The organism is Streptomyces sp. NPDC004629 (assembly GCF_042873595.1).
In the GTDB taxonomy this organism is placed as follows: domain Bacteria; phylum Actinomycetota; class Actinomycetes; order Streptomycetales; family Streptomycetaceae; genus Streptomyces.
In genome coordinates, this window is sequence record NZ_JBIALO010000002.1 from 123446 (window position 1) to 136093 (window position 12648).

Annotated in this window: 12 protein-coding genes; 5 read left to right on the forward strand and 7 right to left on the reverse strand. The window is 69.8% G+C overall.

Going from position 1 to position 12648, the window contains the following annotated elements; all coding sequences use genetic code 11:
• Positions 1–5: 5 nt before the first annotated feature.
• From ACFYTE_RS03495 to ACFYTE_RS03505, 3 genes are read right to left on the reverse strand one after another with little or no spacing between them, the layout of a single operon-like run.
• Positions 6–905 carry a carbohydrate ABC transporter permease gene (locus ACFYTE_RS03495; protein ID WP_388704317.1) on the reverse strand — a complete coding sequence of 300 codons (900 nt, stop codon included), beginning with the start codon at positions 903–905 and terminating at the stop codon, positions 6–8.
• Complete coding sequence (locus ACFYTE_RS03500) at positions 902–1879, reverse strand: carbohydrate ABC transporter permease (protein WP_388704319.1); 978 nt, start codon at positions 1877–1879, stop codon at positions 902–904. The genes ACFYTE_RS03495 and ACFYTE_RS03500 overlap by 4 nt, the downstream gene beginning before the upstream one ends.
• A complete protein-coding gene (locus ACFYTE_RS03505) occupies positions 1876–3189 on the reverse strand; it encodes an ABC transporter substrate-binding protein (protein ID WP_388704321.1) in 1314 nt (437 codons plus the stop codon). Before ACFYTE_RS03505 ends, ACFYTE_RS03500 begins: the two co-directional genes overlap by 4 nt.
• Before the next feature lie 504 nt (positions 3190–3693).
• On the opposite strand from ACFYTE_RS03505, the gene ACFYTE_RS03510 reads away from it, so the two are divergent.
• From ACFYTE_RS03510 to ACFYTE_RS03525, 4 genes are all read left to right on the forward strand, one after another.
• Positions 3694–4713 (forward strand): sugar ABC transporter substrate-binding protein, encoded by a 1020-nt coding sequence (locus ACFYTE_RS03510; RefSeq protein WP_388704322.1) that lies wholly within the window; start codon positions 3694–3696, stop codon positions 4711–4713.
• Positions 4713–5789, forward strand: coding sequence for an ABC transporter permease (locus ACFYTE_RS03515; RefSeq protein WP_388704324.1), 1077 nt, complete (start codon positions 4713–4715; stop codon positions 5787–5789). The genes ACFYTE_RS03510 and ACFYTE_RS03515 overlap by 1 nt, the downstream gene beginning before the upstream one ends.
• Before the next feature lie 4 nt (positions 5790–5793).
• Positions 5794–6708 carry an ATP-binding cassette domain-containing protein gene (locus tag ACFYTE_RS03520; RefSeq protein WP_388704326.1) on the forward strand — a complete coding sequence of 305 codons (915 nt, stop codon included), beginning with the start codon at positions 5794–5796 and terminating at the stop codon, positions 6706–6708.
• 200 nt (positions 6709–6908) lie between these two features.
• Positions 6909–7100 (forward strand): hypothetical protein, encoded by a 192-nt coding sequence (locus tag ACFYTE_RS03525; protein WP_388704328.1) that lies wholly within the window; start codon positions 6909–6911, stop codon positions 7098–7100.
• A gap of 60 nt (positions 7101–7160) precedes the next feature.
• Here the strand turns inward: ACFYTE_RS03525 and ACFYTE_RS03530 are convergent, their stop codons facing one another.
• The 3 genes from ACFYTE_RS03530 to ACFYTE_RS03540 all read right to left on the reverse strand — a co-directional run bounded on the left by ACFYTE_RS03530 (position 7161) and on the right by ACFYTE_RS03540 (position 10333).
• Positions 7161–8165 carry a Gfo/Idh/MocA family oxidoreductase gene (locus ACFYTE_RS03530; protein WP_388704331.1) on the reverse strand — a complete coding sequence of 335 codons (1005 nt, stop codon included), beginning with the start codon at positions 8163–8165 and terminating at the stop codon, positions 7161–7163.
• 146 nt (positions 8166–8311) lie between these two features.
• Positions 8312–9088 (reverse strand): SDR family oxidoreductase, encoded by a 777-nt coding sequence (locus ACFYTE_RS03535; RefSeq protein WP_388704333.1) that lies wholly within the window; start codon positions 9086–9088, stop codon positions 8312–8314.
• 15 nt (positions 9089–9103) lie between these two features.
• Positions 9104–10333, reverse strand: a complete 1230-nt coding sequence (locus ACFYTE_RS03540) for a phytanoyl-CoA dioxygenase family protein (RefSeq protein ID WP_388704336.1) — start codon at positions 10331–10333, stop codon at positions 9104–9106.
• A 120-nt stretch (positions 10334–10453) separates the two neighbouring features.
• Here ACFYTE_RS03540 and ACFYTE_RS03545 point away from each other — a divergent pair, with 120 nt between their 5' ends.
• Positions 10454–11485 (forward strand): LacI family DNA-binding transcriptional regulator, encoded by a 1032-nt coding sequence (locus ACFYTE_RS03545; RefSeq protein WP_388704338.1) that lies wholly within the window; start codon positions 10454–10456, stop codon positions 11483–11485.
• Here the strand turns inward: ACFYTE_RS03545 and ACFYTE_RS03550 are convergent.
• On the reverse strand, positions 11466–12626 hold the full coding sequence (locus ACFYTE_RS03550) for a Gfo/Idh/MocA family protein (RefSeq protein WP_388704340.1): 1161 nt from the start codon (positions 12624–12626) through the stop codon (positions 11466–11468). The genes ACFYTE_RS03545 and ACFYTE_RS03550 overlap by 20 nt on opposite strands.
• Positions 12627–12648 lie beyond the last annotated feature (22 nt).

The following is a 12648-nucleotide window of genomic DNA, read 5'->3' on the forward strand; positions in this document are numbered from 1 at the left end:
CCGGATCAGCCCTTGTTGGAGCCCAGGGTGAGGCCGTTGACGAACTGGCGCTGGAGCAGGAAGTACACGACCAGCGTGGGGATCGCGGTCAGCAGGGCGCCGGCGGCGACCAGGTTGGGGTCGGTGAAGTACTGCCCGGACAGGTTGTTCAGAGCGGAGGTGATCGGCATGTTCTCCCCGGTCGAGACGAGGACGATGGCCCAGAAGAAGTCGTTGTAGATCCAGATCGACAGCAGCGTGGCCAGCGCCGCCATCGCCGGCTTGCACAGCGGCAGCGTGATCTGCCAGTACAGCCGCCATACCGAGGCCCCGTCGACGAGCGCGGCCTCGGTCAGCTCGTGCGGCAGCGAGCGCATGTAGTTGCTCAGCACGAACGCGCAGAACCCGGACTGGAACGCCACATGGATGAGGACCAGGCCGAGCGCGGAGTCGTACAGCTTGCCGCTGACCGTGACGCCTGGCAGGTCGACCAGGAGGTACAGCCGGTACAGGGGGGTGATGACGACCTGCTGCGGCAGCAGGTTGCCCGCGGTGAAGACCAGCAGCAATGCCAGGTTGAGCCGGAAGTCGAAGCGGGCCAAGTAGAAGGCCACGCAGGAGGACAGGAACAGCGTCAGCAGCACGGCGGGCACCGCGATCAGCAGCGTGTTGCCGAAGTAGTGCATCATGTCCGACTGCTGGAAGGCGTTGGTGAAGTTGTCCGGGCTCAGCTTGTCCGGCCAGGACACATAGCCCTTGGCGCTGGTCTCGCCGTACGGGCGCAGCGCCGAGAAGACCGCCCACAGGAGCGGGGCGAGCCATGCCAGCGCGGCGCCCGCGAGGAAGACGTGCAGCAGGACCCGGGCCGGGCGGACGGGCGCGCGCCGCCGCCGGCCCGCGCCGGTGGCGAGGGTGGGGGCGTTCATGCCCGCCGCTCCTTCCGGAAGGTGGCCACCAGATAGGGGATGATCACGACGAGCGAGATGACCAGCAAGACCACCGCGATCGCCGACCCGTACCCGATGCGGCTCGATTCGCCGATGATGTTGTTGGTCACCAGGATCGACAGCAACTCGGTGCCCTGGGCGCCCTTGTTGAAGACGAAGACCAGGTCGAAGGCGCGCAGCGCCTCGATGATGGTGACGACCAGGACGATCGTGTTGGTGGGGCGCAGCGTCGGGAAGACGACGTGCCGGAACGTCTGCCACTCGCCTGCCCCGTCCAGCGCGGCGGCCTCCCGCAGCGAGGGGTCGACGCTCTTCAGACCGGCAAGGTACAAGATCATCATGTAGCCGGTGTGCCGCCAGGAGGCGGCGATCAGTACCGCCCACAGATTCAGGTCGGGGTCGCCGATCCAGTCGATGTAGTGGCCGGGCTCGTTGGCGCCGATCAGGCTGTTGATGAGGCCCGTGTCGGGGTTGTAGACGAGCTGCCAGACGAAGCCGATGCAGGCCATGGAGATGACGACGGGCAGGAAGAACGCCGTCTGGTAGACGCGGCTGAAGCGGATCCGCTTGTCCAACTGGGTGGCGAGGAACAGGCCGAGCGGCGTCGGAACGAGGATGAGCGCCCCGAACCAGATGAGGTTGTGCTCGACGGCGGGCCAGAACTGCGGGTTGTTGGTGAACAGTTCCTCGAAGTTCGCCAGGCCGGCCCATCTGATCGAGTCGATGCCGATGCCGTCCCAGGTGGTGAAGGCGAGCGCGATGGAGGCCAGTGCGGTGACCCAGACGAGGGCCACATGCAGGACCGTGGGCACGCCGGCCATCAGGGCGAGCGTGATCCGGTCACGGCGGGTCAGCAGCCGCCGGTGGCTCGGTGTGACCCGCTGGGTGTCGGATACGGACCCCGGTGGCGGTGCGGCGGACGCCTCCCGGGTCTTCGTCGTGTCGGTGCTCATGCCGAAGCGAAGATCGTCTTCTTCTGGCGTTCGATGGAGGACAGCACGGAGTCGATGCCCTTGGGGTTTTGGAGGTACTTCTGCAGCGAGGGCTGCATCACCGTGGAGGTGAAGTCCGGACGGCTGTCGCGGTCCATGAACTGGGTGAGGCTCTTCGCACCGCTGATCATCGTGAACGCCTTCTTCTGCAGCGGGCTGTAGGCGGAGGTGTCGGCCTTGTCGGAGGCGGCCACCACGCTGGGGTCGGTCTTGAGATAGGTCTCCTCGGCCTCCGGGGTGCCCAGGTACTCCAGCAGTTTCACGGCACCCGCGTGGTTCTTCGGGGATCTGCTGACCATGAAGCCGTCGGTGGGCGCCTCGACGGTGTCCTGGCCGTGCGCGGGGTTGATCTCGGGGAAGGCGAAGAAGTCGAGGTCGTCCAGGTCGGCCTTGTCGGTGAACTGCTGGGCCACGAAGCTGCCCAGCAGATACATGCCGGACTTTTTCGCCACCAGCGACTGCGCGGCGTTCTGCCAGGTGCGGCCCATTGCGCCGTCCTGGTGGTAGGGCAGGATCTGCGACCAGTGATCGAAGACGGCGCGCACCTTCGCGTCGGTCCACGACGCCTTGCCTGCCATCAGCTCGACATGGAAGTCGTAGCCGTTCAGGCGGAAGTTGATCTGGTCGAAGGTACCCATCGCGGGCCAGGCGTCCTTGTCGCCGAACGCGATCGGCACCAGCCCGTCCTTCTGCATCTGCCGGCACAGCGCGACGAACTGGTCCCAGGTGCCGGGTATCTGGTACCCGTGCTGCTGGAAGACGCTTCTGCGGTAGAACACCGCCCACGGGTACGTGGTCAGCGGCACGAAGTAGTACTTGCCGTCCTCGCCCTTGCTGAGTTTCTTCATCGCGTCGGGGAAGTTGCCCCCGATCTTCGCCCAGACGTCGTCGACGGGCGTGGCGAGCTTCTTCGCGGCGAAGAACTGCATACGGAAACCGGCGAACCAGTTGAACACGTCGTCAGGCGTGCCCTGGAGATAGGAGTTGATCTGCTCCTGGAAGGTGTTGTGGTCCTTCGTGTTCACATCGACGGTGAGGCCGGACTGCTTCTTGAAGGCCGCGTAGACCTCCTCGAACGCTTTCTTCGGTACCGCGTCCGACGCGTTGGAGCCCACGGTGACGGTCTTCGGGTCAAAGGACGTGCCGCTGCCGCCGCAGGCGCTCAGCAGGGGTATGCCGGCGCCGGCGAGCACGGCCGTGCCGCCGGTCAGGCGCAGCAGGGCACGACGGCTGGGGCCCTGGACGGGGAGACCTGACGGGGAGTGACGCATGGCGGCTCCTGGAGGCAGGGTTCGGCCAAGGGAGAGCCGGCGCTGAAAGGTAGTCGAAACCGATCAGAAACCAACTCGACCGAACAGCGTGGGCGTAATCACAGCCGCATGTCCAGCCAGCGTCAATAGGCCGGGTCTCTCTTGCCCGAAACGTGACCGACACCCGCGGATCCGCATGGCGGGCGGCCCAACGGCCGGGTTCTGACCAGCAGTTGGAAGTCGAAGGAGCAGGGCCGGGGCGGGCGCCCTAGGCTGTCCTCCGGGTCGGGGCCCGACGTCTTCCATGTGGAGGACCCGGCGGGTCGCGTTGCCCCCTGTTTTGTACTTACATTCGGACCTGATTGTGAAATGATGTCTTAACAAAGTATTGACAGCAGGCGCGCCAGGCACTTGGATCCCGTCCCAGCACACACAAGCACAACGACCCGGACCGCCCCGGTTCAGGGACCAGGATCCTCGCGGATCCCCTCCCTTTCCCCCGTAGCACAGTGAGGTGCAGGAAAGATGGACCGCTCTTCTCGCTCCCGCTCTCGCGGACTGGCCCCCGTCGTGGCCGTCGCCGCCGCGGCTGCGCTGGCTCTCGCCGGCTGTTCGAGCAGCTCCGGTGGAAAGAAGGCCGATGAGGGAGGGTCGGAAGCCTCCGCGGGCAAGGCCACCACTCCCCGGATGACGGTCGCCCTGGTCACCCACCAGGCGCCGGGCGACACCTTCTGGGACATCGTGCGCAAGGGGGCCGAGGCGGCGGCGGCCAAGGACAACATCAAGCTCGTCTACGCGCACGACCCGAACGCCGGCGCCCAGGCCAACCTGGTGCAGAACGCCGTCGACCAGCACGTCGACGGCATCGCCGTGACCCTCGCCAAGCCGGACGCCATGAAGGACGTCATCGCCAAGGCGAAGGCCGCGAACATCCCCGTCGTCGGCCTCAACTCCGGTGTGAGCGACTGGAAGAAGCTCGGGCTGCTGCAGTTCTTCGGCCAGGACGAGAGCGTGGCCGGCGAAGCGCTCGGCAAGCGGCTGAACGAGGAGGGCGCCAAGAAGGCCGTGTGCGTGATCCAGGAGCAGGGCAACGTCGGCCTCACCCAGCGCTGCGACGGCGTGAAGAAGACGTTCTCCGGCACCACTGAGACGCTGTATGTGAACGGCACCGACATGCCGTCCGTGCAGTCGACGATCACCGCCAAGCTGAAGCAGGACAGCGGCATCGACTACGTCGTCGCCCTCGGTGCCCCCTACGCCCTGGCCGCGGTCCAGTCGGTCGGGGACGCGGGCAGCAAGGCGAAGATCGCCACCTTCGACCTGAACAAGGACCTGACCGGCGCGATCTCCAAGGGGACGATCCAGTTCGCGGTGGACCAGCAGCCGTATCTGCAGGGCTACCTGGCGGTCGACTCCCTGTGGCTGTACAAGAACAACGGCAACTACAGCGGCGGTGGTGAGCAGCCGGTGCTGACCGGGCCCGCCTTCGTCGACACGTCGAACGTCGACAGGGTCGCCCAGTTCGCCGCGAAGGGCACCCGGTGATGAGTATGGCCCAAAAGGCCGAGCCTGCGGTCGGCACACCGCCGGACCCCGGCCCCAAGGAGAGCGACGGCCGCACCGCCGAGCGCCCCCTGGTGCTGCGTATGCTGGCCCGCCCGGAGGTGGGCGTCTTCCTCGGCGCGCTGGCCGTCCTCGTGTTCTTCCTCGTCGCCGCGCCCGCGGTACGCCAGGGCAGCTCGATGGCCACCGTCCTCTACCAGTCCTCGACCATCGGCATCATGGCCCTGCCCGTGGCCCTGCTGATGATCGGCGGCGAGTTCGACCTCTCCTCCGGCGTCGCCGTGGTCTCCTCGGCGCTGACCGCGAGCATGCTCAGCTACCAACTGACGCTGAACGTCTGGATGGGCGTGATCGTCGCCCTGATCGTCTCCCTCGCCGTCGGAGCGTTCAACGGCTGGATGGTGGTCAGGACCGGACTGCCCAGCTTCCTGGTCACCCTCGGCACCTTCCTGATCCTCCAGGGCCTCAACCTCGCCGTGACCAAGCTGGTCACCGGCAACGTCGCCACCGACGACATCAGCGACATGGACGGCTTCGACCAGGCGAAGAAGATCTTCGCGTCCTCCTTCGACGTCGGCGGCGTCCAGGTGAAGATCACCGTGGTGTGGTGGCTGGTCTTCGCCGCCCTGGCCACCTGGGTGCTGCTGCGCACCAAGTACGGCAACTGGATCTTCGCCGTGGGCGGCAACAAGGACAGCGCCCGCGCGGTCGGCGTCCCCGTGAACTTCACCAAGATCACGCTGTTCATGGCGGTGGGCTTCGGCGCCTGGTTCGTCGGCATGCACCAGCTCTTCGCCTTCAACACCGTGCAGTCCGGCGAGGGCGTCGGCCAGGAGCTGATCTACATCGCCGCGGCGGTGATCGGCGGCTGCCTGCTCACCGGCGGTTACGGCTCCGCGATCGGCCCGGTCTTCGGCGCCTTCATGTTCGGCATGGTGAACCAGGGCATCGTCTACGCCGGCTGGAACCCCGACTGGTTCAAGGCCTTCCTCGGCGTCATGCTGCTCGGCGCCGTCCTCATCAATCTGTGGGTCCAGCGCACGGCGACCCGGAGGTGACCCGATGACCAGCGACACGACCGGAACCCACGGCGCCGTCCTGCAGGACGCGCCCGACGAGAACGCACCGCTCGTCGAACTGCGCGGCGCGGGCAAGTCCTACGGGAACATCCGCGCCCTGCACGGCGTCGACCTCACGGTGCGCCCGAACCGGGTGACCTGCGTCCTGGGCGACAACGGCGCCGGCAAGTCCACCCTCATCAAGATCATCTCGGGGCTGCACCAGCACACCGAGGGCGACTTCCTCGTCGACGGGCGGCCGGTGCGCTTCGGCACCCCGCGCGAAGCCCTCGACCTGGGCATCGCCACCGTCTACCAGGACCTGGCGACCGTCCCCCTGATGCCGGTGTGGCGGAACTTCTTCCTCGGCTCCGAGATGACCAAGGGCCCCTGGCCGGTCCGCCGTCTGGACATCGCCCGCATGAAGCAGACCGCCGACCGGGAACTGCGCAACATGGGCATAGTCCTGGACGACCTGGAGCAGCCCATCGGCACGCTCTCCGGCGGCCAGCGGCAGTGCGTCGCCATCGCCCGCGCCGTCTACTTCGGCGCCCGCGTCCTGATCCTGGACGAGCCGACCGCCGCCCTCGGCGTGAAGCAGTCCGGTGTCGTCCTGAAGTACATCGCCGCCGCCCGCGACCGCGGCCTCGGCGTCATCTTCATCACCCACAACCCGCACCACGCCTACATGGTCGGCGACCACTTCAACGTGCTGCGCCTCGGCACCCTCGAACTCAGCGCCGAGCGCTCGAAGATCACCCTGGAGGAACTGACCAACCACATGGCGGGCGGCGCCGAACTCGCGGCGCTCAAGCACGAGCTGGCGCAGGTGCGCGGTGTCGACGTGGAGGAGCTTCCCGAGGCGGACGATCTCACCGCGCCGACCGCGGACTCCCCCGAGGAGACACCCCGACCATGACGAACGCCCTCGACCGCACCCGGTCGGGGGCCCCGGCTCCGCCGGCGCCGGTGACGGCCGCCGCGCAGCGGCTCGGCGCGGAGATGTTCGCGCTCCTGACCGGCTCGGCGGGCTCCCGGCGGGAACCCGCGGTCCGCCGCACGCGTTCACACGGACGAAGGGTGTGCACACCAGGGACCGGCAGGACGAGGAGGACCGGGATGACACACACGAGAGCGCAGGAGCAGACGCCGGACACGGCGGCCGAGGCCGCCCTGCGCCGCTCCCGCTTCGGCACGCTGCCGCGGCGGATCCACCCGCGGGACACGGTGGAGACGAACCAGACCACGCCCCGGGACCCGGCCCGGGACGCCTACCACCCCGACGACTGGCTGGTCCGCTACTGCCTGTGAGCCCTGCCGGGCACGGTCGGTGGCGGTCGGTGCCTCGTCGCCGGGGCGGTGCGGCCCGCATCAGGCCGTGCGGACCTCCTCGACCGTCACCGGCCGGTGCTCGCGCAGGGACAGCGTGCAGGCCTCCGCGATCCAGCCGGCCTCCAGGGCGTCCGCGATCGTGCACGGCGAGGGCCGGCGGCCGGCCACGACCTCGGTGAACGCGGTCAGTTCGGCGCGGTAGGCGTCGGTGAAGCGGTCCATGAAGAAGTCGTGCGGGGTGCCGGCCGGGAAGGTCACCCCGGGCTCGACGGAGCGCAGCGGGAGCTTGTCCTCCAGACCGACGGCGATGGAGTCCCGGAAGCCGTGCAGTTCCATGCGGACGTCGTAGCCCCGGGCGTTGTGGCGGCTGTTGGAGACCACCGCGATGGTGCCGTCGTCCAGCGTCAGGATCGCACCGGTGGTGTCGGCGTCGCCCGCCTCCTTGATGTAGTCGGCGCCCCGGTTGCCGCCCACCGCGTACACCTCGGTCACCTCGCGGCCGGTCACCCAGCGGATGATGTCGAAGTCGTGCACGCTGCAGTCGCGGAAGATGCCTCCGGAGGCCGCGATGTACGCGGCCGGCGGCGGGGCCGGGTCCAGCGTGGTCGAGCGGATCGTGTGCAGGGTGCCCAGTTCGCCGCCCCGCACCGCGGCCCGCGCGGCGCCGAAGCCCGCGTCGAAGCGCCGGTTGTAGCCGATCTGCACGGGCACGTCGCTGTCCGCCACGGACTTGAGCACCGCCACCCCCTCCGCCATCGTGCGGGCGACGGGCTTCTCGCAGAAGACGGGAACCCCCGCCTCGACGCCGGCCAGGATCAGGGCCGGATGGGCGTCGGTCGCCGCCGCCACGACGAGGCCGTCCACGCCGGCGGTCAGTACCGCCTCGGGCGAGTCCGCGACCTGCGCCCCGAACCGCTCCGCGGCGGCCTTGGCCGCGTCCGCGAACGGGTCGGCGACGACGAGGGACTCGACCGCGTCCAGTGCGGACAGGGTCTCGGCATGAAAGGCACCGATACGACCAAGCCCAAGAATTCCGATACGCATAAACTTGCAACTCCTAGACGCAGGGCGCCCCAAAGGGGCGCGGGGCTGTATCAATATGCGGCTCCGCCGCGCGGGCGCGACCAGCCACAACGCCGCCGCACCCGACCGACAACAGACGGCGCACAACGGCCAAACCAGCGGAGCGCCTAGTCGAGGCCGCCCAGCACGTTCTGGTCCCAGTCGATCACGGAACCGGTCACCACGCCGGACCGCTCGGACAGCAGGAACACCACGAAGTCGGCGATCTCGTCCGGCTGGCCGAGCTTGCCCATCGGCAGCCGGGCCGCGGCCTCATCGCGCCAGTCGTCGCCGGCGCCGTGGAAGGTCCGCTGCGTCGCGTCCTCGCCCTCGGTGGCCGTCCAGCCGATGTTCAGGCCGTTGATCCGGATCCGGTCCCAGCGGTGGGCCTGCGCCGCGTTGCGGGTCAGACCGATCAGGCCCGCCTTGGCGGCGACGTACGGGGCGAGGAACGGCTGACCGCCGTGCGCCGAGGACGTGATGATGTTGACGATCGTGCCGGGCGCCTTGCGCGCCACCATGTCGGAGACCGCCGCCTGCATGGCGAAGAACGGCCCTTTGAGGTTGATCGCGATGTGCGCGTCGAACAGGTCGGGCGTGGTGTCCAGCAGGGTGCCGCGCGCGGTGAGCCCCGCCGAGTTGACCAGGCAGTCGACCCGGCCGTACGCGGCGACCACCTCCGCCACGGCCGCCTTGGCCTGCTCGGCGTCGGCGAGATCGGCCCGCACGTACCGTGCCTTGCCGCCCGCCGCCGACAGCTCGGCGACCAGCGCCTCGCCCGGCTCGGGGCGCCGCCCGGTCACGGCGACGGTGGCTCCCTCGCGGACGGCGGCCCGCGCGATGGCGGCGCCCACGCCCTGGCTGCCGCCGTTGACGAGGACCACCTTGTCGTCGAGAAGTCCCATGATGTGCTTGCCCCTTCAGCTCTCGCCCGCTCTTCTTCCGCGCTTCGTCCGCTCTTCGGCCGCGCGCGTCGGCCGTCGCCAGCTCGCGCGCCGCTCGGCGCCGGCCCGCAGCGCGTCCCGCAGTGCCCGCGGGGTCCACTCCTCGCGCACCGCCCGCCGCACCAGGTCCGCCTGGCTGGGCGGAGCCAGACCGTCGAGCGGCGGGTCGCGGTCGAGGTTGGTGGGGAACGGGTAGCCCTCGGCACTCGCCGCGATCACCCGGTCCAGCCACGGCTCGCCCAAGCCCTCGGCACGGCGCTTCAGCAGCACCGGGAAGACCGCGTTCACCACGGCCTGCCGGTCCACCGTCTCCATGGCCCGGCCGAACGCCGAGGACACCTGGAGCAGGTTGGCCATGCGCCGCACGTCCGCGGAGCGGTTCGCGCCGGCGGCGTGGAACAGCGCGGGGTTGAAGAAGGCCGCGTCACCCTTGGCGAGCGGGAGCTGGACGTGGTGCTCCTCGAAGTACGCCCGGAACCGCGGGAGCCGCCAGGCCAGATAACCGGGCTCGTACTGCTGCGAGTACGGCAGATACAGCGTCGGCCCCGACTCGACGGGCATGTCGCAGTGGGCGACCGCGCCTTGGAGGGTCAGCACGGGCGAGAGGCGGTGCACATGCGCCGGGTAGGCGGCGGCGACCTCGCCCGTGAGGAAACCGAGGTGGTAGTCGCGGTGCGGGAACTGGGCGGCCCCGCCCGGGTTGACGACGTTGATCTGCGAGGTGACCTGGTATCCGGGGCCGAGCCAGGCTGTCGAGACGAGGGCCAGGATGTCGTTGGCGTAGTAGTCGGCGAACGCCTCCGGGTCCGACAGCGCCGCCTTCTCCAGCGCGTTCCACACCCGGTCGTTGGTGCCCGGCGCGGCGAAGTGGTCGCCGGCCGAGGTACCCGCGGCCCGCTGCTCGGCGATCAGCGCGTCGAACACGGCGGTGGCCCGGTCCACGACCGAGGCGTGGGGGAAGGCGCCCTGGAAGACCACGACACCGGGCCCGTCGGTCAGCGCGCGGACCAGCTCCGCCGCGACCTCGCGCCCGTCGCCGGCGGCGCGCAGCCGGGCGCTGTCGTAGACGAGGACGTTGCGCCGCACCGACGAGGCGTGCGGATAGTCGGCGAGCCGAGTGGTCCGCCCGACCAGCGCCCGGAACGCGTCGAGATCGCAGTCCCGTTCGGACAGCCAGGCAGGGCCTTGCGCGGCGGTGACGGACATCGGTGTCCCTCTTTCGGTCACGGGGGTGACGTGGTGCTGCCATTCTTGTCAGTACAAACCCCTCGAACAACCAGCAGGCAGCCATCAAAAACCCCTCACCGAACCGAGGAGTCCACGCCCATGGGCCACCCCTTCCCGATCCGTGAGATCGCACGTCAGGCAGGTCTGAGCGAGGCCACCGTGGACCGCGTGCTGAACGGCAGGGGAGGGGTGCGGCAGAGCACCGCGCAGGAGGTGCACCGGGCCATCGCCGACCTGGACCGGCAGCGCACCCAGGTGCGGCTCGTCGGGCGCACCTTCATGGTCGACATCGTGATGCAGGCGCCCGAGCGGTTCACCACCGCCGTGCGCGCCGCCCTGGAGGCCGAACTGCCCGGCCTGCACCCGGCGGTGCTGCGCTCCCGCTTCCACTTCCGGGAGACCGGACCGGCCGCCGAGCAGGTCAGAACGCTGGACCGGATAGCCAGGCGCGGCTCGCAGGGCGTGATCCTCAAGGCACCGGACGTCCCCGAGGTGACCGCGGCCGTCGGCCGCCTCACCGCCGCGGGCGTCCCCGTGGTCACCCTGGCCACCGATCTGCCCGCCAGCGGCCGGCTCGCCTACGTCGGCATCGACAACCGGGCGGCGGGTGCCACGGCCGCCTACCTCATGGGCCAGTGGCTCGGCGACCGCCCCGGCCAGGTGCTCACCAGCCTGAGCAGCGGCTTCTTCCGCAACGAGGAGGAGCGCGAGATGGGCTTCCGCAGCGCCATGCGGGCCCTGCACCCGGAGCGCAGGCTCGTGGAGATCGCCGAGGGGCAGGGCCTGGACGCCACCCAGTACGACCTCGTCCGGGCCGCCCTGGAACACGACCCGGAGATCCGCGCGGTCTACTCGATCGGCGGCGGCAACATCGCCACCCTGCGGGCCTTCGCCGACCTCGGCCGTGAGTGCGCCGTGTTCGTCGCCCACGACCTGGACCACGACAACACCGCGCTGCTGCGCGAGCACCGGCTGTCCGCGGTGCTCCACCACGATCTGCGCCACGATCTGCGCGAGGCCTGTCATCTGGTGATGCGCGCCCACGGCGCGCTGCCGCCCGCCGGGCCCACCCTGCCGTCCGCGATCCAGGTGGTCACGCCCTACAACATGCCTACGACACCGGCAGGTTGACCCAGGACCCGGTTTTTGCGGACCGGGCCATCGCGTCCAGCACGACGGCGCTGCGCACGGCGTCCGCGAGGGTGGTGCCGTGCGGCGTGCCCTCGGCGATCGAGCGCAGGAACCGGTACGCCTCGATGACCTTGAGGTCGTCGTAGCCCATGGCGTTGGCCGCCCCGGGCTGGAAGGCACCGAACTCGCCCTGGCCGGGACCGACGTACACCGTGCTGACCGGCTGGTCCTGGTACGTGGTGCCGCGGCTGACCGCGAGTTCGTTCATCCGGCGGAAGTCCCAGGACACCGCGCCCCTGGTGCCGTGCACCTCGAAGCCGTAGTTGTTCTGTTCGCCGACCGAGACCCGGCAGGCCTCAAGGACGCCCCGGGCACCGGAGGCGAAGCGCAGCAGACAACTGACGTAGTCCTCGTTCTCCACCGGGCCCAACTCGCCTCCGGCGGCGAGCGTGTGGCCCGCGGTCGCGCCCGTGGGGCGGGCCCGCTCGGGCACGAAGATCGCGGTGTCGGCGGTCAGCGACGCGATGTCGCCGAGCAGGAAACGGGCCAGGTCGGCGCCGTGCGAGGCGAGGTCGCCGAGGACCCCGCTGCCGCCACGCTCGCGCTCGTAGCGCCAGGTCAGGGCGGAGTCCGGGTGCGCCGCGTAGTCGCTGAACAGGCGGATGCGGACATGGGTGACGGTGCCGATCTCGCCGGCGGCGATCAGCTCGCGGGCACTCTCCACGGCAGGCGCGTTACGGTAGTTGAAGCCGACCGCGCCCTGCACCCCGGCCTCGGCCACGGCGTCCGCCACCGCCCGCGCATCGTCGGCGGTCAGCCCCACCGGCTTCTCGATCCAGATGTGCTTGCCCGCCTCGGCCATCGCGACGCCGATCTCCCGGTGCAGGAAGTTGGGCGCGGTGATGCTGACCGCCCGCACCCGGGGATCGGCCGCCACCTCGCGCCAGTCGCGGGTGGCCGAGGCGAACCCGAACTGCCGGGCCGCCTCATCGGCCCGGCCCGGCACCTCCTCGGCGACGGTGACCAGCCGGGGCCGCAGACCCAGATGCGGATAGTGGTGCGGGACCCGGGCGTACGCCTGGGTGTGCACCCGGCCCATCCAGCCGAACCCGACGACGGCGACACCGAGCGCATCCACCATGACAGCCCCTCTTTGGAACGGT